This is a genomic window from Enterococcus sp. DIV0561 (genome assembly GCF_050539875.1).
Classification (GTDB): Bacteria; Bacillota; Bacilli; order Lactobacillales; family Enterococcaceae; genus Enterococcus; species Enterococcus faecalis.
Genome location: NZ_CP172927.1, coordinates 2619879 through 2641886 on the forward strand (window position 1 = coordinate 2619879; position 22008 = coordinate 2641886).

Sequence of the window (22008 nt, forward strand, 5' to 3'; positions counted from 1 at the left end):
CAACACACGACTTCCTTGTGCAATTGCATCGTTGACAGTACACTACCTCTAATCCGGTAATACACGAACTCCTTGAACAAAAACGTTAACTGAATTCGCAGTGACACCTAATAATGTTTCAAGATTATATTTTACTTTTTCTTGGACGTTACGAGAAACTTCAGAAATTTTTGTACCATAACTAACAATCGTGTAGACATCCACTGCGATTCCGTTGTCTTCTTGACGAACAACGACACCACGTGAGTAATTCTCACGACGTAAAATATCGTTTAAGTTATCTTTAATTTGATTTTTGCTTGCCATTCCGACAATTCCGTAAATATCTGTCGCAGCTCCGCCAACTACTGTAGCGATCACATCATTGGTAATCTCAATGGTACCTGCGGGTGTTTGAATTTTTACAGCCATTGATGAAAGCCTCCTTATAAGAGCACATTCGCCCTATTTTCTTCCATAACATTTTATCATATCCAGCCTTTAATTAAAAGGAAGTTCGTCAGATATTATAGACCCTTCCTCATAATTACCAACATTTGTACAATTTACAACGTTTGTCGTGCATTGTCAATGCAGAAAAAGACAAGATTCGACTTGGTACATTGAATCTTGTCTGCTGATTTTAGAGGTTTTTCATGGCTCTCACTGAGACTAAACATCTTTCTCCATTACTCATTTCGACAATCCGTTCGCTTTTTATAACTTTACTTATATGCTTGCGGTTGATTAAATATGATTTGTGACAACGATAAAAGTCATTAGACTGTTCTTCAATCTCCTTTAAGGAACCATAAAATTCAATTTCTCCGTTTTCAAGATGTAAAACGATTTTATGCGATACGGAAGAAGATTCAAAAAAAATGATTGTTGCCATATCTACAGACCGAATGGTATCGCCGTCCTTAAATTTAAATAATTTTTTTGTATCTCCACGTTCACTAGTTATACGTTCATGAGCCAATTGAATATTTTCACAGATTTTCTGCTGTAGATGTTCTTTGTTGTCTTTAATGATATAATCCAGCGCTTCCACTTTATACGTAAACGTCAGATAGGACAGTTCCCCATGTGTTGTGACAAAAACGATTTTACCTAAATTATCGTAGTCTCTGATTTTAGCTGCTAAGGTTAATCCTGACATTTCATGTTGTAAATCAACATCTAGAAAATATAACCCAATTATTCTAGGCTGACTTTTGACAAATTCAAGTACTTCTAACGGATTTCCTGTTGAAAAAACCAGTTCCATATCAAGACTTTCCATCATTATGTAATTTTTAACATAGGTTTCTAACATTTGTCGTTGTCGCCAATCATCTTCGCAAATAATAATAGAAATCACCTTATTCGCACCTCCTATTGTTTTCAATCGTCAATTTTTGAGTAAACCATCCATCACTGATGGAGGTAGCTAGTTGAACATTATTTAGGGATTGAAGCAATTCTTGAACATTACTCAATCCCATTCCTCTATCAGTGCCTTTTAATGAAAAACCGCGTTGCTTAAGTAGATGGAATTTTGGTAAATTATTCCTACATGAATTCTGGATAATAATATGTACAGCAGAGGCATCTTTATATATAGCGATTACAAGCTTACCTTCACCTAAAAATTCGATTTCTTCTATAGAGTTATCTAAAAAAATACCTAGTATTCTAACCAAAGAAATTGAATCAATGGCTAATTCTTCAATTGGTTCAGTCACTTCTAACTGTACATCCATTCCTTTTTCTTGCGTTGAAATCAACTTAGACACAAGGAGACTTTTAACTTCTCTTACTCGAATGTTTCCAATCGCTTCTAATTTGAATCCATTTTGGTCAATGCATTTTGATGCTTTCTTTATTTTACTAAAATAATAGTCATTAAGACTCTCGTAATCTCCACTTACAATAAAATCTTCTAATGAATTTAGGATATTTTTATAATCATGCCGAAACTTCCGAATCTCTTTGAATTGTTTCTCCATTGCCTCCATATATCTCTGATTTTCTAAATATTCTCTTTCCTTCTGTTGAATATCATATTTATTTTTGAGCGAACTAAGATACACAATAAAAGAAATTAATGAAACAACTAAATAGAGCGTGAGGAAGATTGAATTTACTACAATTATTTCCTTGTTATTCCCCAGATATTTTCCTAAAATCAGGCTGGTATAGTAGATAATCATTGTGCCGATTCCAATCAAATTAAACAGCAGAAGACATTCATTGATAATAGAAAACTTTTTTTCTAGTTTTTTTATCCCCTTTATCATTAATATCGTGAGAATTACTGATAGCGCTAGCCGAAATGTACTATGTAAAAACATAGTTAAATTACTTGAAAAAATTAGTTCTGTGCCAAATATTTTTTCCTTTACAAAGGATACAAACTGACCACTTATAGCTGAAATAATGACGATATAAGAATTTATACCCAAAACTTTAATAAGGCTTTTAGAGATAAAAAAATAACCTAAAATTATTATACTCAAATAAATCCAAGCAAATCCGTACATTCCTATAACAGAAATTATTTTGCCATTCAAAATTGCAATAACCATCAAGCCGAAAATACTATGTAAAGTAATTTTTTTATTAAGCTTTACTACTTTTGACTTTAGATAATTAAAGAACACTTGAAACACTGCCGTGATATTACTTAGAATAAAAACAAATCTCACCAAATTAAAACCTCCTTATATTTCAGTTAATAAAAAAAGTATATACTCTAATAAAAGACAATTCAAGCTTTCTTTACAAGTGAAACTGAGAAAAAGTAGATTTTGGTGCCCGACTATTACGCTATAAACAAAAATTGTACACTCGCTATACTGAGTGTACAATTTCAATTACTTTTTTATTTATCAAAATAAATGTTTTATACATGAGAGTTGCGACAAGATTTTTTATACTCATCTAACATAATATTTCCCAGATTTAAACGCTTTTTTGAAAATATTTATAAGTTTATCTCCACTATAAATAAACACGCCACCTTGATAAACACTCTTCCCTAGAAACGCTAAAATCACAGTAAAAACCAGATTAATTCCCATCGCTACAGCAAAAGCATTTAACGATGTATCCCCCAGCATATAACGTGCATACATGACTATCGGTGATAGATACGGTATATAAGATGAAATGATAGTCGCTTGGTTACTTCCTAATCCAGTTGCAAGAATCATTACCATAAACATCGCAATAAATAAAGGAATAATCAAAATATACATCAACTGTTGAACTTCCTGAACAGAGGAAACAACAGAACCTAAAATAGCAGCCGTAACAGAATATAGCAAATAACCTAAAACGAAACATATGACAGCTAAGATGATTGCTTGACTATTTTTGCCTTCACTCAAAAAGTCAAATACTCCTGTACTATCTCCAAAAATTCCATAAGATGCATACGCAGCCCCAAAAATTGCTACTACTTGTGTTACCCCAACTAGTCCAATGCCAACAATTTTACCAATTAAATGCTGAACTGGTGTAATTGTTGTGAGTAAAATTTCCATAACTCTTGAACTCTTTTCCACCGCAATGTCTTGGGCAACCATTGTAGAAAAGAGCATAACTGCAATGTAGAGAATAAAACCAACAATATAAACTAGTATTAATGTTTGAACCGAATTATCTTGATTTCCAGCTAAATATTCTAAGGATAAACGTGTGCTTTCATTCAAAAACTGTTGTTGCGCCGCATCAATATTTAATTGATTTAATTTAATCGATTGATTTACAGTGGTTACAAGACTTTGTAATTGTTCAGACACATTATATTGGAGAGCTCCTTCGTAATAAATTTTTCCTTCGTATAGACCAGTGCTACTCTTTTCAATTTTTAAAATGGTTTTACTCGCTCTATCTTTCAGCTCTTTCTCAGCATCTGATAACTTTTGACCGCCGTCAACAAAGTTCAGATTGGTACCTTTACCAACTTCTTTCAGCATAGTAACAGTTTCTTGATTATTTGAAACAACAAGGATGGTTTCTTTACTTGGTTCCTCTTTTTTTAGAATCCCTTCATAATTCATTCCCAAAAATGTCCCTACCATCAAAACCAACAGTATAATAACAAACACTTTTGACACGACTTTTTGTTTGTATGTTTCTAAAGCAATCGTCACTATATTTTTCACTTTACTCACCCACTCTTTCTAGAAAAATATCATTTAACGAGATTGGCTCAATTCTGAATTGCTGAATATTTTCTGATTGAAAAATAAATTTTTGAATTTTCTTCGCAGTACATTCATCTTTTACATAAAAAGAAATAACATCATTTTCTTCTTTATACGATTCTATTTCAAAATCTCGCTTTAATATTTCTCTGTCAAAATCAGCCTGAACAATCACTTTTCTTTTATCCGTTTCATCTTTGATTTCTTTTAAATTTCCTTCTAAAAGAACCTCACCCTTTTTTATCATACAAATGTTTTCACAGATTTCTTCTACGTTTGCCATTTGATGAGAGCTGAAAATTATCGTAGCACTATTTTCCTTCAAAAAAAGAATTGCTTCTTTTAGTTGATTCGCATTAATCGGGTCTAATCCAGAGAATGGCTCATCCAAAATGACAAGCTTGGGTCCATGAATGATCGACGCAATAAATTGAATCTTTTGTTGATTTCCTTTTGACAATTCACTAATTTTTCGATCTACGTTCTGTTGTATCATAAAAAAATCTAGCCAAAAGAGGATACTTTTTTCAATTTCTTTCTTTTTCATTTTACGGAGCTTACCAAAGAAAGTTAATTGTTGTCTCACCGTTCTTTTCGGATATAGTCCACGCTCTTCTGGAAGATAACCGACTTCTTTAGCATCAAAGCGATCAACTTTACGTCCCTGCCATGTTATTTCCCCTTCATCAGGAGAGTAGATGCCTAAAATATGGCGGAAAATAGTAGTTTTACCTGCACCGTTTGCGCCTAAGAAGCCATAAATTTCTCCTTCTGGAATAGTCAAATTGATTCCTTTAATAATTTCCTGCTCATTCATTTTCTTTTTCAACTTTTTGATTTCTAAGCTCATATTTTCCTCCTTTTTCATTTATCTAAGTACTTTAATTATATTAATCAAACACGAACCACTACGTTTTTTTCTTGAACTCTTAAATTTTCATCTTTATCGTCTTACGTTTGTACATGAATTTCTTAAGTATTTAATATCAGTCAATGAAAAGCTATCACCTGACAAGCTACTTTTGTCATTAGCCACTAAAAATCTTCTTGCAAATCAGTGCCTAATATGATAAATTAAGTTAGTATGAGCTGAATATTATCGCTCCAAGATCAAGGCAAAGGAGGAAACTTAAAATGGCAAAAGTATGTTACTTCACTGGTCGTAAGACTTCAAGTGGTAATAACCGTTCACATGCGATGAACTCAACAAAACGCACTGTGAAACCTAACTTACAAAAAGTTCGCGTATTAATCGATGGTAAACCTAAAAAAGTTTGGGTGTCAACTCGTGCTTTGAAATCTGGTAAAATCGAACGTGTTTAATAAACTTAAATAAGCAAAGCTGGACGTTCGTTGTTCGGCTTTTTTTATTGCAAAAAAAAGAGGTTGGACCTTCAGCAAAGTGCTGAAGGTCCAACCTCTTTTTACTTGTCTTTACTTTGAATAACTGCAATCATCCCTGCATCGAAGGAAAAAGCAGCGGCTTCTTCGATAAATTCATTACTTGCATACGATGTTGGGTAAGGAACATCTTGATTGGTTAATAAATATTTACTGCGTCGTAGCGTCAAGTTTTCTACAGGCGTCAAACAGCAGTAGGCCAGATATTCTTTATCTGGCTCTTTCGGTACGATATACGAACCAGGGGCGTAATACTGAATGCTATTTTGACGATCGCATAGACGGATTTGGCGAAGTACACCTTGAAATCGTGGTTCAAAGGGTAACCAAAGATTGGCTAACAGGTGGTCAATTCTGCCCCCTGTTGCACCGATAATCGTCATCTCTGCTTGTGGAAATCGTTGTAAAGCTTCTTGAAGTGCTAATTGTGTGTCTGTATCATCTTTTTCAGCAGGTGCTTGGATAAGTGTTTCGGCAGTTTCTTGGACAAAATGGTATTCTTCTCGTGATAATGAATCAAAATCGCCCACCGCTAATTGTAACGGTAAATCGGCCTCTAATAAATGGAGACAGCCGCGATCAATACCTACGAAATAATCATACGTAGCTGGTTCAATGGTTGGCCAATCACTTGGATTGCCGCCAGCTACCAGTAAGACACGACTCATTTGTCTAGCACTGCTCTCAGTGCATCGATTCGTTCTTGAGGATTTTCAGCATTATAAATGTAGGAGCCTGCAACAAACACTTCTGCACCGGCTTCTTTACAACGTGCGGCAGTTTCAGGAACAATCCCGCCATCGACTTCAATTTCATAGGTGTATCCTTTTGTTTCTTTCCATTCTTTTAATTGAGCAATTTTTTCTAGTGAGTTTTCAATAAATGATTGTCCGCCAAAGCCTGGATTGACAGTCATTACCAAGACTTGATCTGCCAAGTCTAATACATTTTCGATCATCGAAAGTGGTGTCCCAGGATTGATGGTTACTCCAGCTTTCACACCCGCATTTTTAATCATTTGTAAGGCACGATGAATATGGGGTGTTGCTTCTTGATGGACAGTAATAATATCCGCACCGGCTTCCGCAAAGGCATTGATATAATTTTCAGGTTGTACAATCATCAAATGAACATCCAATGGTAGTTTTGTCACTGGACGAATCGCTGAAACGATATTCGGTCCTAAGGTAATGTTGGGCACAAATTGACCATCCATGACATCAACATGAATATAATCTGCTCCTAATTCTTCTACTAAACGGATATCTCTTTCTAAATTGGCAAAATCGGCACTTAAAATGGATGGTGCTAGTTTCATTTGGCTCGCTCCCTTTATATTTGCTATGATTTTTTCTTATAAACAGGTCGTCGATTCTCGATTTCCATTAAAAACTGTAAATAATTTTCGTAACGACTCGTCGCAATGGTTCCCGCTTCCACTTGGCGTTTCACTTCACAACCAGGTTCTTTGTGGTGCATACATTCACGAAACTTACAGTGAGAGGCCGCGGCAACAAATTCAGGAAATTGCTTTGGTAATTCCACTGCTTCCATCTCCAAGAAATCGATGGCACTAAATCCTGGTGTATCAGCAACCAAACCGTCGTATAACGGAATCAACTCCACGTGACGGGTCGTATGTTTGCCCCGTCCTAAAGATTGGGAAATTTCCGCAGTTGCTAGTTGTAATTCTGGTGAAATTTGATTCAACAATGTTGATTTTCCAGCGCCTGATTGTCCCATAAAAACAGTCAACCGTTCTGGGAAAAAGCGTTCTAATTCTTTGGTGGCTTCTACGTCTTCCGAAGCGATTACCGCATAACCTAACGCTTCATAAATCTGTTTAATTTCAGTGACTTCTTGACGTTGCGGCTCATCTAATAGATCAACTTTCGTTAAATAAATAACTGGTTCTATATCCTTATACTCTAAGCTGACTAAGAAACGATCCAACAAATTAAACGAAAAATTTGGCGAAACCATACTCATGACAACCACACCTAGATCCACATTTGCAACAGGCGGACGCACTAATTCATTTCGTCTTGGTAAAATTTCCAACACATAACCATCTGTTAAATTATCGCTTTCAAAAAGTACTTCATCTCCCACGAGTGGCGTAATTTTTCGATTACGAAAATTCCCTCGCGCTCTTGTTTGATATGTTTCTCCATCTGCGTATACATAATAAAAACCGCTTAACGCTTTTCTGATTTGACCTTTCAGATAAACCACTCCTAACTACTTTCGAATATACAGGATAGTGGCAGAGAAATCAAGGGAGCCTCTCGATTCTATTAATTAAAAAGAGCCTAGGACATAAGTCGAAATGACTTACCTTCCTAGACTTAAATCTTAAGATAAACGGCGGGACAGGAGCAGCTTCTTCTTATTGCTGAGAAACACTATTTGAAAAGCAAATAGATGTTAAACAGTACCTACTTGGTTCTTGAAGCTAAACACTCCTGTCCCAACCTCTTGTCTTAATTACTCGTACTACTTTCACTAGTGGTGCTTTTTGAATCATTTGCTTTTGAATAATAAACCGTAACAGCGTCGCCTTTTTTGACTTTGCTGCCAGCGGATGGGCTAGTTCGTTCAACGACTTGGCCATCGCCAGAGCCAGATAATCCTTGTTCATTGATTTTAAGGCCAGCGTTATTGATGCTGTCTTCTGCAGCTTTTGGCGAATAACCTGAAATATCAGGAACAGTTACTGAGTCACTGCCTTTGCTGACATGTAAAGTAATCGTGTCATTTTTCGGATCAACAGCGGTACCAGAAGCTGGTTCTTGACTAATCACGGTATCTTTTTCAACTTTGTCGCTTTCTTCGTCCACTCGTTTTATTTGAGATTCTGGGATACCTAAAGCAATTAAGCGACTTACCGCATTATCATAAGAAATTCCGCTATAATCAGAAAGTGTCACTTTGTCGCTACCTTTACTTACATATAATGTCACTTGACCATTTTTAGGTACTACGGTGCCCCCTGGTGCGGGGTCTTGCGTAATGACTAAACCTGGTTCTACCGTATCGCTTGCTTGGTCGACACGCGTAATTTGAGATTCAGAAATACCTAATTGTGCCAGTGCATTTACTGCATTTGTGTAAGAATAACCGGCGTAACTAGGCAAAGTAACCGCTTCTGGTCCTTCACTGACCGTTAAAGTGACGTTGTCTTTTTTCGGATCAACTTTTTTACCTGCAGCTGGTTTTTGTTTAATAATGTTATCTGTAGACACAGAATCACTGTATTCTTTTTTCGTTGTAATTTGGTCTTCTGAAAACCCTAGTTTTTTCAAGGCTTCGACAGCAGATTCATACGATTCCTTTGTATAATCGGCCATCTCAATTTTTTCTGTTCCAGAGCTGATATATAAAGTAACAGATCGGCCTTTTTTCACAGATGATTTTGCTTCGGGGTCTGTTTTGACCACCTTGCCTTCTTCAATCTTATCGTCGGGAATTTTTTTGGTTTCACTATCGACTTTCAGCCCGGCACTTTGTAGCGCTTGTGAAGCGGCCGCTTTCGTTTCATTTGTAACATCAGGAACTTCAACGTCTTTACCGCCCGACATTGCAAAGGCTAAGCCACCTATTGCTAAAGCAATTAATGCCGCAATTGCTAAGCCAATCCACAATTTTTTGCGGTTTTTCTTCGGTGGTTGTTCAGCTAAAATGTCATCTGCGGTATCTTCTGGAACTTCGACAGGCGTTGTCTCTTCCGGTTCAGCGATGTCTTCGGGAATCGGAGTTAATACTTTCGTTTCTCCTAATAAAGCCGTTGGTTCCCACGCAGGTTCGTTTAAACGACTGGCTGACAAGGACGTGTATAAGTCTTCTGCCATCTCATTCGCTGTTTTGTAGCGATCGCTTGGGTCTTTTGCGGTTGCGTGACGAACCACATTTTCCAATGATTGAGGAATCCCTGGATCAAACATTTTGACAGAAGGAATTTCTTCTTGAAAATGTTTTAAGGCAATCGTTACGGCTGATTCACCATCAAACGGTACATTCCCCGTTAACATTTCATAGAGAATAATTCCCACAGCGTAAATATCTGATTGGTTAGTCGCCATGCTTCCGCGCGCTTGTTCTGGCGATAAGTAATGCACCGAACCTAACATTGTGTTCGTTTGCGTAATTGACGTTTCTGACAAAGCAATCGCAATCCCAAAGTCAGTAATTTTGACTGTGCCGTGTTCGTCAATCAGAATGTTTTGCGGTTTTAAATCCCGGTGAATAATTCTATGTTCATGTGCCATTGCGACAGCAGATAAAATTTGTTGCGTAATGTCCACAACTGTGGAATAAGGAATTGGGAAATGCGTTTGGATGTAACGTTTTAAGTCCATTCCTTTCACATATTCCATGACTAAATATTGTAGTCCATCTTCTTCGCCTACATCGTACACACTGACGATATTCGGGTGAACCAGCTCAGTTGCGGCTAGTGCTTCACGCTGAAAACGTCGGATGGCGGCTTGATCGTTTTGGAAGTCAAAGCGCAAGACTTTTACTGCAACGTCTCGGTCTAAAATTAAATCGTGTGCTAAATAGACGTTGGCCATGCCGCCGCTTCCGATGCTGCCAATAATGTGATATCGACCATTCAGCTTCTTGCCGATTTCTATCATTGGTTTTCCTCCTTCTGTTCGTCAAAGTGTATCACTAACACGGTAATGTTATCTAAACCACCCGCTTCATTTGCTTGGGCAACGAGTTGGCTTAATTTGGATTCTAAGGGATCTGATGTCTCTAAAATTTCTAAAATTTTTGTCTCAGGAACCATATTGGTTAAGCCGTCCGAACATAACAGTAAATAGTCATTAGGCAGCCATTCATGATTGGTTACATCGACTTCGACAGTGCCAGGCATTCCCAAAGAACGTGTTAGGACATTTTTTCGTGGATGATTTGCAGCCATCTCACGAGTAATCTCCCCTGATTTTACTAGTTCATTCACTAAAGAATGATCTTCTGTTAATTGTAACATGTGTTGGTCACGAACTAAATAAGCACGACTATCCCCCACATTTGCTAAGACAAATGAATCCGGTAAAAGGATGGCACCAACCACGGTTGTCCCCATTCCTAAATACTCTGGTTTCGATTGTCCGCGTTCATAAATTTTTTCATTTTCCTTTTGAATTGCTTGAATTAACCACTGTGCAGATTTTTCAGCTGAGTCGACAGACGCATTGGACCAACTCTCACCTAAATTATTGACTGCCATTTGGCTAGCGACATCACCTGCTTGGTGGCCACCCATGCCATCTGCTAAAACAGCAAAGGTTATGTGTTGTTGGTTCTCAAAAACGTTGGCATAATCTTGGTTCGTATTTCTTTTGCGACCGACATCTGATTGAACGTTGATTTCCAAATTATTTCACCTCATTTGAACTAACTTTCCGCATACAGCAAATAAAGAAGCCATCTGTCATGTATTGATGGGGATACAGAACCAGTTCTTGCTCTTTTACTACTGCTTGGACGTTTTCATTTGCAACAATTTCAATTTTTTCAAATTCAGGGTGTTTGGCTAAAAAGGCTGCCACTACTTCCTGATTTTCTTCTGGCGTAATAGTACAAGTGCTATAGACCATTATACCCCATTGTTTTAGTGTTGGGGCAACACTTTCTAAGATTTCTAACTGAATTTTAGGTAAATTTTGAAAATCATTGGCCGTTTTATGGTATTTAATGTCTGGTTTACGGCGCATTAGCCCTAAGCCTGAACATGGTGCATCAACTAAAATCCGATCAAAGGTTTCTGCGGGAAATTCTTCGGCCACTTGTCGCGCATCAAGCTTTTCTGCTTGGACGACATCCGCCACATGGAGGCGTTGCGCATTTTCATTAATTAGCTTAATTTTGTGCGCATGAATATCTAAAGAAGTCACACGACCACCTGCTTCAGCCTCTAAAAAAGTTGCGATATGAGTCGTTTTGCCACCAGGAGCCGCACAAGCATCCAAGACACGATGATGCGGTTCAATTTGCATCGCTGGAGCCACGAGCATAGAGCTTTCATCTTGAATGGTTAAACAACCGTTAATAAACAGTTCACTGCCAGCTAAGTAGCCTTTTTCAGCGACAACACCATAAGGGGAAAGTTGACTTTCCTTCGCGGCAATCCCTGTTTCTTGTAATTCTTCCAGCGCTTCTTCTCGTGAAATAAACCGCGTGTTTACTCGACCACTCGCATGACTTTTTTCAAATAATGACAAACCTAACTGCCGTGTTTCTTCTTCGCCTAATTGGGCAAGTAATTTTTCTGTTAACCAACGTGGCATGCTAATTTCCGTGGCTAAACGATCAACTGGATCGCTAATTGCTGCCAAACTAGGTGCTCCATTTCGTTGGAACGCCCGCAGCACGCCATTCACGAATTTACCAATCCCAGGATTGCCACGACGTTTGCCAATTCCAACCGCTTCATTAATGACTGCATGATCGGGCACTTTATCTAAATAAAGTAATTGATATAACGATAAAATCAATAAATTTTTCACCCAATTATCGACTTTTTGCGGTTTCTTAACAAATGGTGTTAAGTAGTATTCCAACAATAATTTGCGACTAATTGTGCCGTAGACAAGTTCTGTAAACAAGCGGCCATCTTTCTCGCTTAGTTCTGATTTTGTCATCATTTCATTAAGTAAAAGATTGGAGTACGCCCCACCTTTATCCACACGTTCGATGGTTTCTAAAGCAACGTATCGAACAGAACGTTTTAATTTCTTGGGGATTTTTTCAGCCATTTTTGTTAGTCCACCTTATCTTTTTCTGCGACATTTTGACCAACGCCATTTAAAAATTCTTGAATCGTTAATTGACCTTTACCTGCTGGTTGCAGGCGATCAATTTGAAGGACTGTCCCTTCACCACAAGCAATCCACAGCGCTTTTTTACTACGTTGGATAATCGTTCCTGGGGCGCTGGTTGTTGTTTCAGTCAGTGGTGTCACTGCCCAAATTTTCCAGTTGGTCCCTTGGTAGGTTGTGAACGCTGTTGGCCAAGGACGCATACCACGCACTTGGTTATCAATTGCCTCAGCGGTTTTTTGCCAGTCAATTCGTTCTTGTTCTCGAGTAATATTTGGTGAAAAAGTAGCCTCTTCTTCCACTTGTGGAATAGGCGTGATTTCGCCAGCAATTAGCTTAGGTAACGTCTCTAATAAAAGTTCTTTTCCTAGAATGCTTAATTTTTCAAACATGGTGCCTACATCATCTTGTTTCGTAATCGGAATTGCACGTTGCGATAAAATCGCGCCAGCATCCATTTTTTTCACCATTTCCATAATCGTGACGCCTGTTTCTTTTTCTCCTTCAATAATCGAGTAATGTACAGGTGCGCCACCACGATATTTTGGTAAAAGTGAGGCATGGACATTAATCGCACCTAGTTTGGGCGCTTTTAAAATTTTCTCTGGTAAAAATTGCCCAAAGGCTGCTGTCACAATTACATCTGGTGCTAAGTCAATCACTTTTTCCATTTCAGGAGAACCTGAAATTTTCTCTGGTTGTAAGACTAATAAGTTATGTTTTAAAGCTGCTTCTTTGACAGGCGTTGGGGTAATCACTTTTTTTCGGCCAACTGGTCGATCTGGTTGCGTGACAACCGCTTGAACGTCATAGCCTGCCTCGATTAAACTTTCTAAAATCGGAACAGAAAAGGCTGGTGTGCCCATAAATACAATTTTAGTCATCAAAATGTTCCTCCATATACGCTTCTAAATCTTCTGGTGCAATTTTCTCAATCATTTTGTCGATAAATAACTCGCCATTCAAATGATCAATTTCGTGTTGAAAAGCTCGAGCTAAATAGCCGTAAGCCGTAACTTCCATTTCTTCACCTTCACGGTCAAAATAACGGACAGTCACTTCATCTGCTCGTTCAACGGTTCCATATGTTTCTGGAATACTTAAACAGCCTTCCACATCAATACTGGTTCCTTTTTTTTCAATAATCACAGGATTAATTAGTTCAAAACGACCAGATTCTTCATCGATTTCAATCACTGCCATTTGCAAATTTTTCCCAATTTGCGGGGCTGCTAAGCCAATCCCATCATGGGCCAGCATTGTTTCATACATGTCCTCTAGTAACTGCACAATTTCATCGGTAATAATCGTCACAGGTTGAGCCTTCATTTTTAAGTGTTCGTTCGGGTGAATCACAACTGGATAGCGCATAAGTGCTCCTTTCAAAGCTGTATTTTTTAAATAAAATTCATGGGTTCTGCATCAATGGAAAGTTTTAAACCACGAGCCGTTGCTCGTTGTGTATCGGTTAAAATTTCTTTCAATAATGGTTGAAGCATTGGTTCTTGTTTATACTTGATAATCACTTGATAAAAGTACCGATTATTGACACGCATAATTGCGTTGGGCGTTGGTCCCAACAAAATAGCTTGCGGCGATAAGCCTTGTTTTAATTTCGTCGCAATTTGAAACATTTGTTTCGCTGCTTCATTTTCTTCAGGATGGCTGGCCGTAATTTGGACCGTAAAATAGTACGGCGGATAATTCCCACGATGACGAATATACATTTCTTTTGTATAAAAATCTTCATAATCTTGGGCTTTTGCCAATTGTATCGCATAATGCTCGGGGTTAAAAGATTGAATGATGACTTCTCCCGGTTTTTCAGCGCGACCAGCGCGGCCGCTGACCTGTGTCAATAATTGGAAGGTCCGTTCACTGGAACGAAAATCGGGTAAATTCAAGGCGGTATCAGCATTTAAGACACCGACTAACGTCACATTTGGAAAGTCCAGTCCTTTGGCAATCATTTGTGTGCCTAATAAGATATCCGCTTGTCCTTCACCAAATGTTCGCAAAATCTTTTCATGCGCACCTTTGCGACGGGTCGTATCAACATCCATTCGGAGAATACGACTGTCTGGTAACAACGTTTGTAATTCTTCTTCTACTTTTTGTGTGCCTGTTCCGTAGTAACGAATTTTATCTTGGCCACAGTTAGGACAGCGATAAGGAATCCGCTCTTCATGCCCACAATAATGACATTTCATTGTTTTGCTATCCATATGCAAAGTTAAGGAAATATCACAATTCGGACACGGCAACACATAGCCACAATCGCGACACATCACAAATGACGAATAGCCACGGCGATTAAGCAGGAGAACACTTTGTTCGTTTTTCTCTAAGCGTTCTTGGAGTTTTTCTTGCAACGACATGGAAAAAGAAGAGACATTGCCATTTTCTACTTCTTGACGCATATCCACTACATCAATCGTGGGCAAGGTTGCCGCTTGATTGGCACGCTGTGTTAATCGTAACCGCTGATAAACGTTTTTTTGCGCACGAGCGCGTGATTCCAAGGATGGCGTGGCACTGCCTAAAACAACAGGGCAATGATGATACTCCGAACGCCAAATCGCTAAATCTCTCGCGTGGTAGCGGGGGGTTTCTTCTTGTTTATAACTTGCCTCGTGTTCTTCATCAATAATGATCACACCGATGTTTTCGATTGGCGCAAAAATGGCAGAACGCGCGCCAACCACCACTTCCGCTTCTCCTCGTTCAATCTTCCGCCACTCATCGTATTTTTCACCTTGCGATAAGCCACTATGCATTACAGCAACATGTTCGCCAAAGCGACTTTTAAAGCGTTGCACCATTTGTGGAGTTAAAGAAATTTCAGGAACAAGCATAATGGCTGTTTTGCCTTGGTTAAGAACTTCTGCAATGACCTGTAGATAAACTTCTGTTTTCCCGCTTCCTGTAATACCTTCCAATAAATAGGTTTGACTTTGCTGTTCTTGGACCGATTGTAAGATTGTTTCCACAGCCACCTGTTGTTCTGCGTTCAAAGATAACGCAGTCGTTTTTTCAAACGTCTGATTAGCAAACGGATCACGATACGCTTCTTTTTCAATGAACGTTAACCAGCCGTTTTTGGCCGCTTCATTTAAAAGCGCGGTACTGAAACCTAATTCTTTCATTTCCTTCACAGCGGTGATTTTTTCAGTGCCCAAGCGTTGTAAATAGTAAAGAAGTTGCTCTTTCTTCTTAGCTCCCTTGCGTAAACCCAAACGAATTTCCTCTAGTTGTTCAAATTCCTTAGCGGCTTGAATGAAGCGGACCATTTTGACTTTATTTCTCGTCGTAACTTCGTAGCGAATATCGACTTTTTGCTGTTTACGCAACGCCATTAGTTGAGGCAAAATCCCACGTTCTTGCGCTTGGTCCCACGAAATTTCCTCTAAACCATAAAATAACTGATCTTGTAATTCTTCAGAAAGCTCATCCGTTAAATAAATATATTTTTGGTAATCGGCACGCATTACGCTAGGCAACATGGTTTGCAAACAAGTGATTTTAAAGGCAAACGTTTTTTCCTTCATATAATCAGCTAAAGCCAACATTTCTGTATTTAAGACAGGTTTTAAATCCAACACCGCCACTAGTTCTTTCAACTGAACGTTGGCTTCGTCAAGAACCGTTGCAGCCATTGGTTCAATGGCTAGAACAAACCCTTGAACATGCCGATTACCGTTACCAAAAGGCACTTCTACACGCATGCCGACAGCCAATTGCTCATTTAAATTTTCAGGAACTAAATAAGTGAATGGTTGATCGGTTTGCATCGTTGGTACATCCACAATAACTTTGGCTACTTTTTGCATGGTGCATCCTCCTTTTTATGTAAATTCTCTTTGCCTATTGTACTAAAGATTGACTGATTTGTCTTGTGTGTCTCGTTGGCACCTTTCAGAATAAACGAAGAGAAAGCCTCTGAAATAGACAGACGGCTTTCTCCATTCGTTGACAATCATTCAATTAATTTTTTTCGTCACGTAAACGGTTTTCTAATTCTTTTTGCTCTTGTTCACGTTGGCGTTTGCGTTCTTCACGTTCAATGCGTAGACGTTCGCGTTTTTCTTCAGGATTTGGATCACTGATCACTGTTCCTGCTTCGATTTCTTCTAACGCACGACCCACACTTTTTACAGAATCAAAGGATTCAACGGTTGGTTGAACGCCTTCATCTAATTCATGCGCACGTTTGCTTGCTAAAATAACCAAAGAATATTTTGAAGGGACTTCTTTTAACAATGAGTCAATTGACGGTTTTAACATCATAAGGCTACATCTCCTCTAACATTTTAATATATTTTCCAATTACACGGTCAACACGGAAGTGCTCACTCGCGATAATGTCTTTAATTCGTTGCACGGCTAAAGGAACTTCATCATTCACTACCGCATAATCATACAGCGCCATCATTTCGATTTCTTCTCTGGCCACAGCCATTCGTTCTTCAATCACAGACATTTCGTCTGTTCCGCGGCCAATAATTCTTGATTTTAATTCCGCTAAATCGGGGGGTGTCAAAAAGATAAATACGCCATCAGGCACTTTGTCTTTGACTTGTTTAGCCCCTTGGACTTCGATTTCTAAAAAGACGTCTTTACCTTCATCTAGCGTCTGGTTAACATACGTTAATGGTGTCCCATAATAGTTACCAACATATTCCGCATATTCCAACATTTCTCCAGCTTCAATCATCGCTTCAAATTCTTCTCTTGAACGGAAATAGTAATCTACTCCATCCACTTCGCCTTCTCGCTGTTTCCGAGTGGTCATTGAGATTGAATATTGAAAATCATTTTCTTCACTGTCGAAAATAGCCTTTCTTACAGTCCCTTTCCCCACTCCTGAAGGACCTGACAATACGATTAATAACCCGCGCTCTGACATAACGACTTCCTTTCAAAACATAATTTCACAGTATTAGTTCTATTTTGCACTTTTTTTCTGCAATTTTCAAGACTTTCTTGGAGATTCACTGAAAAAATAACATTTCTTCTTTAATTTGGCTTTCATAACTTGTTCTTTTTTTAAATAAATTACCTAGAATTCCTATACAGGCAGCCATTTTTTAAGTAAAATGAAGTGATGACTCCTTTAGGATGAAAAAACGTGAATAAGAAAGGACTGAGAAACATCGCACGAATTAAACCATTTACATTGTTTCTGCTAGGCTTAGTTGTCAGTTATGGGGCCTTTTTTGCCCAACCTACTGTGACTCACGCAGAAGAAGATATTACCGCGATTGCTAAAAAAATGGGGACGACTCTGAAAGCGGATGGCATTCCCAAAGCAGCCATCGTTGTTGATGCTGATTCAGGAGAAATTCTCTGGTCGCAGCAACCAGATTTAGCGTGGAATCCTGCCAGTATTGCCAAAGTGATGACCATGTACTTGGCCTTTGAAGCAATGGAGCAAGGAAAATTTACAATGGATACGACTGTGACTGCTACGCAAAAAGATGTCGATATTTCTAAAATATACGCCATTAGTAATAACAAAATTACGTTAGGTGTTGCTTATCCAGTCCGTGAACTGTTAAAAATGATTGCTGTCCCCTCTTCTAATGTGGCGACTCTCATGTTGGCAAACTTAATTTCAGGGAACCAACCTACTGACTTTGTTCATTTAATGAATCAAAAAGCGGCTGAACTAGGGATGACAAATACTACCTATTACAACTGCAGTGGGGCGCAAGCAAGTGCCTTTAACGGCCTGTATCAAATGCAAGGAATTGACCCAAATGGCGATAACGTCTCTACAGCTAGAGATTTAGCTTCACTAACCTATCATTTTCTGAAAAATTATCCAGAAATTTTAGAAATCACCAATAAACCAGTGGTGAAAACAATGGTCGGCACGCCTTACGAGGAAACTTTTGAAGCGTACAATTATTCTTTGCCAGGCGCTAAGTATGGCTACCAAGGCGTGGATGGTTTAAAAACAGGCTCTAGTCCAACAGGTGGCTTTAACTATATTGCGACTGTCAAACAAGGGGATTTCCGTTTAATTGAAGTCATTTTAGGCGTTGGTAATTGGCAAAACCAAGATGGTGAATACGAACGTCATGTGGCTGGGAATGCTTTGCTGGACTATGCCTATACGACATACGAACGCAAAAAACTTTTAGACAAAGGGCCACAAACCATTGATCACAAAAAAGTCACTTTGGCTAACGATTTATACGGTGTCGTTCCCAAAGGCAGTCAACCTACTTTTAAATTAGTAGCAGGGCAAGTGCAAGTCGACACGCCCTTGACCTTGTTAAATAGTACGGTTCAAGCGCCAAAAGTGGCTTACCAAGAAGTTAAGCCAAAACAAACAACAGCGGAAGCTGCGTCAGAATCAAACGAACATTCTGGGGAAACCACCGTTGCAGAACCGAATCATTTTATTCCCAAATCGATTGCCACAAGTGTTTTAGTCCTTTTCGGGCTGATCTTCTCAGTAATTACCCGTCAGCTTCAAAAACGTTTAGAACGTCAGAAAAAGCACGGCAAAGAAAGCAGTAAAACTGCAGCCATGCGGACAATCTTTTTAAGTGCCGCAGTTCTTTCTTTCCTATGCGCCATTGGCTTGTTTCTTTTATTCTAATTAAAAAAATACCACCAAGCGTGAAATGCTTGGTGGTATTTTTTATAAGCCCATATTAGAAAGCGTATTGACCACGTTCATCAATTCATCGCGACGACGAACTTGTTTGTCGACAGGGCCGTCAACTTCTTTCACGTCAATGCGAACAACAAAGTGACGATTTAAAGTTACAAACGTGTCTTCGTTAATTTGGATATTTAATTCTGTTTCAGAATAGCTTGCACAAGCATCTTGCCAGACGTCAAATGGTTCTCTGTCTGAAGCGACTTCTGTTTTTACCACAGAACGACCACTTAATTCTTGAAAGGTTACATCATAAAATTTAGTCATTGCTTTCACCTCTGTCATTTATTCGTTACTTCTATATTATAGCGTTTTCTGGAAAAACACGAAACCCTTTTCTCTATTCGACATTTTGAATTTGTTCACGAATCTTTTCTAAGGTTGTTTTCATTTGAACGACACTATTTTTTATTTCAATTGGACTTGATTTCGAACCAATCGTATTGACTTCACGGTTCATTTCTTGAATTAAGAAATCTAGTTCTCGGCCCACTGGTTCTGTTTCATCAAGCAACTGATGCAACTTATCAATATGGATATCCAAACGATCCAATTCTTCATGAATATCGCCTTTTTCCAATAAAATGGCCATTTCTGTTAATAAGCGTGTTTCATCCACTTGGCTCCCTAACCATTCGTTTAATTTCGCTTCAAAACGTTGACGGTATTCTTGTTCAAAAACGCCCACAAACGCTTGCAGTTCTTGAATTGATTGGGTCAACACTGCTACATAGTCAAGCAGGACTTGTTTAATTTGCGTTCCTTCTTGCACACGGCTTTGGTCAAGACTAGCGATGGCTGCTTCAAATGCTTGAACAAGAAATGGTTCAAATGTCTGATCAGCAATTTCTGCTTCCACTATTTCGACAAAATCATTTTGCTTTAGTAAATGGTTGACCGTGTCCCCTGCATCAAACGTTGCTTCCGGATAGTTTTCCTTTAAATGTTGATCTACCGAAGTTAATAATTGATCAATTAAGTCCCACTGCACGCGCACTTCTTTTTGATTGTTGCCGATTTTTTGGAGATTTACATAGACTTCCACACGTCCACGTTTTAACGTGCGTTTGATTACTTGCCGAATCACCAGTTCATAGGCATTCAGTTCCTTTGGCATACGCAATTGAATATCTAAAAACCGCTGGTTGACACTTTTGACTTCGATATCCAATTGATAATTTTCATTTTGAATGGTCTTTTTTCCAAATCCAGTCATACTTTTCATTGACAGGGTGCTCCTTTTACATGGATTTAATTGTTTTGCTTAATTCAGCAAATTCTTCGTTGGTTAAGGTGATGCCTTTACCCATTTTTTCGTGATCAGGGGCCCATTCACGCAAATCAAATTTTGGTGGACGACCATTCCAACTAATTAAATTCAATTCTTTACGCCAGCCACGAGCATTCTCAGATAACACAGCGACTTCTTCTAAAATTTCATATGAAAATTCTTCTTTCATAACATTCACTCCTTGTTAGTATTCCTTAGGTTATTGTACCATCTTTTCCTCGACACTTAAAATACACATCTCTTTTCTATCACCCTGTCTATATAAACATACGCAACTTTTTCAAAAAATCAGTAAAAAAAGCGACAACTGCTCGTTTCAATCGTGTCAGTCACCGCTTCTCTGTCTATTCTTTTTCTGTATAAAGATCCACTACTTCAAAACTTTGGCAAACTAACAGCATATCGGGATAAAATTGTAACTGATAGGGGGCCAGTTCTTCTTTAAAGAACCGCGCATGCTCTTCATACCAATAATCCAACGTCAAATCTCCTTCACCTTCCGCTTGCGCAAAAGATTCTGAGACCTTATTCATGGGCATAATTTCAACTTTGGTTGTTCGAATAATAGCCAGCGGTTGAGACTGACCATCTAAAATTATGTCGTATTGACCAGCTTTAGGGAGTTGTTCTTCTTCCATCTTATAAATATCTAAAGAAGAACATGTCGCTGTCTTACGACCAGAAACAACCAATTGACCCAAACGATTACCCATCTCAGAAGAGCCATCACCAAACATCCACACATCGGGCATCAACATATCTAATTCATGTTTATCTAAAAAGTTTTGCCAAAACACTTCTACATTTTTTAACATCCTTTGCTCTCCTTTTTATTCTTACTTCACGCAACCTTCTTTCACTAATTATACATAACTGATTGCTTTTCTCCTATACTATTTTTACAAAATGAAAACTAAAATAATGTCAGTAACATTTGGACAGAAAAAAAAGGACTAAGTAACAAAACTTAGCCCATCTTTTTATTTTGCTTGTCGTTCTTTGATTTTCGTGAGTAAAGATTGAACATGCTGGCGTGCCGAAGCTTCATCTTCTTGAAGCATCTTTTCCGATAAAATAAAGGAGCCGCCCACTGCTAATACTTCTTTGGCTTCCACATACTCTATAAAGTTTGTTTCATCAATCCCGCCAGTTGGTAAAAATTGAACATCATAAAACGGACCGCTTAAACTTTTAATGGCTTTTAACCCGCCATAAATATCGGCTGGGAAAAATTTAACCACTCGTAAGCCATACGCCAGCGCTCGCTGAATCTCCCCAGGCGTAGCTGTTCCTGGAAAAATAGGCACCTCATTTGCCAGACAAAAATCAATGACTTCTGGAACAATTGCTGGGGAAACAATGAACTGTGCACCGTTCGCTACTGCCTCTTGGGCTTCTTTCAAGGTTCTAACAGTTCCTGCGCCCACAATTAAATTCCCTGAAGCAGCAAGTTGTTTGATAGCAGGCAAGGCCAGCTGACTCCGAAAAGTGACTTCAATAAACGGTAATTCGTTTTCTACTAAGACTGATTCTACTTGTGGCAAATAGCGTAAATCTGTTGCAGTGTATAGTGGTAAAAGTTTACATGTCGCTAATTGTTGATACAGTTGATTTTTTTCAACTTTTGTTTCCATTCTG

Annotated in this window: 23 protein-coding genes; 2 read left to right on the forward strand and 21 right to left on the reverse strand. The window is 38.5% G+C overall.

What is annotated here, in order from left to right:
• Positions 1-48 precede the first annotated feature (48 nt).
• The 5 genes from IGM13_RS12500 to IGM13_RS12520 all read right to left on the reverse strand — a co-directional run bounded on the left by IGM13_RS12500 (position 49) and on the right by IGM13_RS12520 (position 5025).
• Entirely contained in the window at positions 49-411 is a 363-nt protein-coding gene (locus IGM13_RS12500; protein WP_002354933.1) for an Asp23/Gls24 family envelope stress response protein, read from the reverse strand.
• Positions 412-622: 211 nt separating this feature from the next.
• Positions 623-1342 carry a LytR/AlgR family response regulator transcription factor gene (locus IGM13_RS12505; protein WP_010816828.1) on the reverse strand — a complete coding sequence of 240 codons (720 nt, stop codon included), beginning with the start codon at positions 1340-1342 and terminating at the stop codon, positions 623-625.
• Position 1343: 1 nt separating this feature from the next.
• Positions 1344-2672, reverse strand: a complete 1329-nt coding sequence (locus IGM13_RS12510) for a sensor histidine kinase (RefSeq protein WP_025188647.1) — start codon at positions 2670-2672, stop codon at positions 1344-1346.
• A gap of 228 nt (positions 2673-2900) precedes the next feature.
• On the reverse strand, positions 2901-4142 hold the full coding sequence (locus IGM13_RS12515; RefSeq protein WP_002419609.1) for an ABC transporter permease: 1242 nt from the start codon (positions 4140-4142) through the stop codon (positions 2901-2903).
• Positions 4135-5025, reverse strand: a complete 891-nt coding sequence (locus tag IGM13_RS12520; RefSeq protein WP_010816830.1) for an ABC transporter ATP-binding protein — start codon at positions 5023-5025, stop codon at positions 4135-4137. Before IGM13_RS12520 ends, IGM13_RS12515 begins: the two co-directional genes overlap by 8 nt.
• 284 nt (positions 5026-5309) lie before the next feature.
• Here IGM13_RS12520 and rpmB point away from each other — a divergent pair, with 284 nt between their 5' ends.
• Positions 5310-5498 carry a 50S ribosomal protein L28 gene (rpmB, locus tag IGM13_RS12525; protein WP_002354928.1) on the forward strand — a complete coding sequence of 63 codons (189 nt, stop codon included), beginning with the start codon at positions 5310-5312 and terminating at the stop codon, positions 5496-5498.
• 101 nt (positions 5499-5599) lie between these two features.
• Here rpmB and IGM13_RS12530 read toward each other — a convergent pair whose 3' ends face one another.
• From IGM13_RS12530 to gmk, 11 genes are all read right to left on the reverse strand, one after another.
• The gene (locus tag IGM13_RS12530) at positions 5600-6244 is read right to left on the reverse strand and encodes a thiamine diphosphokinase (protein ID WP_002361010.1); all 645 of its coding nucleotides are present in this window, start codon (positions 6242-6244) and stop codon (positions 5600-5602) included.
• The gene (gene rpe, locus IGM13_RS12535; protein WP_002354925.1) at positions 6241-6894 is read right to left on the reverse strand and encodes a ribulose-phosphate 3-epimerase; all 654 of its coding nucleotides are present in this window, start codon (positions 6892-6894) and stop codon (positions 6241-6243) included. Before rpe ends, IGM13_RS12530 begins: the two co-directional genes overlap by 4 nt.
• Positions 6895-6917: 23 nt before the next feature.
• Complete coding sequence (gene rsgA, locus IGM13_RS12540) at positions 6918-7811, reverse strand: ribosome small subunit-dependent GTPase A (RefSeq protein WP_002359046.1); 894 nt, start codon at positions 7809-7811, stop codon at positions 6918-6920.
• Between the two features lie 248 nt (positions 7812-8059).
• Complete coding sequence (gene ireK, locus IGM13_RS12545; RefSeq protein WP_002419611.1) at positions 8060-10216, reverse strand: serine/threonine protein kinase IreK; 2157 nt, start codon at positions 10214-10216, stop codon at positions 8060-8062.
• The gene (locus tag IGM13_RS12550; protein ID WP_002354922.1) at positions 10213-10962 is read right to left on the reverse strand and encodes a Stp1/IreP family PP2C-type Ser/Thr phosphatase; all 750 of its coding nucleotides are present in this window, start codon (positions 10960-10962) and stop codon (positions 10213-10215) included. Before IGM13_RS12550 ends, ireK begins: the two co-directional genes overlap by 4 nt.
• 1 nt (position 10963) lies before the next feature.
• The gene (rsmB, locus tag IGM13_RS12555) at positions 10964-12343 is read right to left on the reverse strand and encodes a 16S rRNA (cytosine(967)-C(5))-methyltransferase RsmB (protein ID WP_048945237.1); all 1380 of its coding nucleotides are present in this window, start codon (positions 12341-12343) and stop codon (positions 10964-10966) included.
• 5 nt (positions 12344-12348) lie between these two features.
• Entirely contained in the window at positions 12349-13290 is a 942-nt protein-coding gene (gene fmt, locus IGM13_RS12560) for a methionyl-tRNA formyltransferase (RefSeq protein WP_002383238.1), read from the reverse strand.
• Positions 13283-13777, reverse strand: coding sequence for a peptide deformylase (gene def, locus IGM13_RS12565; RefSeq protein WP_002371656.1), 495 nt, complete (start codon positions 13775-13777; stop codon positions 13283-13285). The genes fmt and def overlap by 8 nt, the downstream gene beginning before the upstream one ends.
• Positions 13778-13803: 26 nt before the next feature.
• Positions 13804-16236, reverse strand: a complete 2433-nt coding sequence (gene priA / locus IGM13_RS12570) for a primosomal protein N' (protein WP_002419612.1) — start codon at positions 16234-16236, stop codon at positions 13804-13806.
• 154 nt (positions 16237-16390) lie between these two features.
• Positions 16391-16693, reverse strand: coding sequence for a DNA-directed RNA polymerase subunit omega (gene rpoZ, locus IGM13_RS12575; protein ID WP_002354916.1), 303 nt, complete (start codon positions 16691-16693; stop codon positions 16391-16393).
• 4 nt (positions 16694-16697) lie between these two features.
• Entirely contained in the window at positions 16698-17312 is a 615-nt protein-coding gene (gene gmk, locus IGM13_RS12580; RefSeq protein ID WP_002354915.1) for a guanylate kinase, read from the reverse strand.
• A 222-nt stretch (positions 17313-17534) separates the two neighbouring features.
• On the opposite strand from gmk, the gene IGM13_RS12585 reads away from it, so the two are divergent.
• Positions 17535-19016, forward strand: coding sequence for a DUF1958 domain-containing protein (locus IGM13_RS12585; RefSeq protein WP_002419613.1), 1482 nt, complete (start codon positions 17535-17537; stop codon positions 19014-19016).
• A gap of 42 nt (positions 19017-19058) precedes the next feature.
• On the opposite strand, the gene IGM13_RS12590 is transcribed toward IGM13_RS12585, so the two are convergent.
• The 5 genes from IGM13_RS12590 to IGM13_RS12610 all read right to left on the reverse strand — a co-directional run bounded on the left by IGM13_RS12590 (position 19059) and on the right by IGM13_RS12610 (position 22004).
• On the reverse strand, positions 19059-19364 hold the full coding sequence (locus IGM13_RS12590; protein ID WP_002383233.1) for a hypothetical protein: 306 nt from the start codon (positions 19362-19364) through the stop codon (positions 19059-19061).
• Between the two features lie 55 nt (positions 19365-19419).
• Positions 19420-20304 (reverse strand): YicC/YloC family endoribonuclease, encoded by an 885-nt coding sequence (locus IGM13_RS12595; RefSeq protein ID WP_002383232.1) that lies wholly within the window; start codon positions 20302-20304, stop codon positions 19420-19422.
• 16 nt (positions 20305-20320) lie between these two features.
• A complete protein-coding gene (locus IGM13_RS12600; protein WP_002381076.1) occupies positions 20321-20539 on the reverse strand; it encodes a YdbC family protein in 219 nt (72 codons plus the stop codon).
• A 175-nt stretch (positions 20540-20714) separates the two neighbouring features.
• On the reverse strand, positions 20715-21185 hold the full coding sequence (locus tag IGM13_RS12605) for an ASCH domain-containing protein (RefSeq protein WP_002354908.1): 471 nt from the start codon (positions 21183-21185) through the stop codon (positions 20715-20717).
• Positions 21186-21350: 165 nt separating this feature from the next.
• Entirely contained in the window at positions 21351-22004 is a 654-nt protein-coding gene (locus IGM13_RS12610) for a bifunctional 4-hydroxy-2-oxoglutarate aldolase/2-dehydro-3-deoxy-phosphogluconate aldolase (protein WP_002354907.1), read from the reverse strand.
• Positions 22005-22008 lie beyond the last annotated feature (4 nt).

What these genes read in the sequence shown, in the direction of transcription:
- IGM13_RS12605 (WP_002354908.1), bottom strand. Translation starts at nt 21,185, where the DNA reads ATGTTAAAAAATGTAGAAGTGTTTTGGCAAAACTTTTTAGATAAACAT.
- IGM13_RS12600 (WP_002381076.1), bottom strand. Translation starts at nt 20,539, where the DNA reads ATGAAAGAAGAATTTTCATATGAAATTTTAGAAGAAGTCGCTGTGTTA.
- rpe (WP_002354925.1), bottom strand. Translation starts at nt 6,894, where the DNA reads ATGAAACTAGCACCATCCATTTTAAGTGCCGATTTTGCCAATTTAGAA.
- rpmB (WP_002354928.1), top strand. Translation starts at nt 5,310, where the DNA reads ATGGCAAAAGTATGTTACTTCACTGGTCGTAAGACTTCAAGTGGTAAT.
- ireK (WP_002419611.1), bottom strand. Translation starts at nt 10,216, where the DNA reads ATGATAGAAATCGGCAAGAAGCTGAATGGTCGATATCACATTATTGGC.
- def (WP_002371656.1), bottom strand. Translation starts at nt 13,777, where the DNA reads ATGCGCTATCCAGTTGTGATTCACCCGAACGAACACTTAAAAATGAAG.
- rsmB (WP_048945237.1), bottom strand. Translation starts at nt 12,343, where the DNA reads ATGGCTGAAAAAATCCCCAAGAAATTAAAACGTTCTGTTCGATACGTT.
- IGM13_RS12610 (WP_002354907.1), bottom strand. Translation starts at nt 22,004, where the DNA reads ATGGAAACAAAAGTTGAAAAAAATCAACTGTATCAACAATTAGCGACA.
- IGM13_RS12590 (WP_002383233.1), bottom strand. Translation starts at nt 19,364, where the DNA reads ATGACAGAGGTGAAAGCAATGACTAAATTTTATGATGTAACCTTTCAA.
- IGM13_RS12595 (WP_002383232.1), bottom strand. Translation starts at nt 20,304, where the DNA reads ATGAAAAGTATGACTGGATTTGGAAAAAAGACCATTCAAAATGAAAAT.
- priA (WP_002419612.1), bottom strand. Translation starts at nt 16,236, where the DNA reads ATGCAAAAAGTAGCCAAAGTTATTGTGGATGTACCAACGATGCAAACC.
- IGM13_RS12500 (WP_002354933.1), bottom strand. Translation starts at nt 411, where the DNA reads ATGGCTGTAAAAATTCAAACACCCGCAGGTACCATTGAGATTACCAAT.
- fmt (WP_002383238.1), bottom strand. Translation starts at nt 13,290, where the DNA reads ATGACTAAAATTGTATTTATGGGCACACCAGCCTTTTCTGTTCCGATT.
- IGM13_RS12530 (WP_002361010.1), bottom strand. Translation starts at nt 6,244, where the DNA reads ATGAGTCGTGTCTTACTGGTAGCTGGCGGCAATCCAAGTGATTGGCCA.
- rpoZ (WP_002354916.1), bottom strand. Translation starts at nt 16,693, where the DNA reads ATGATGTTAAAACCGTCAATTGACTCATTGTTAAAAGAAGTCCCTTCA.
- IGM13_RS12520 (WP_010816830.1), bottom strand. Translation starts at nt 5,025, where the DNA reads ATGAGCTTAGAAATCAAAAAGTTGAAAAAGAAAATGAATGAGCAGGAA.
- gmk (WP_002354915.1), bottom strand. Translation starts at nt 17,312, where the DNA reads ATGTCAGAGCGCGGGTTATTAATCGTATTGTCAGGTCCTTCAGGAGTG.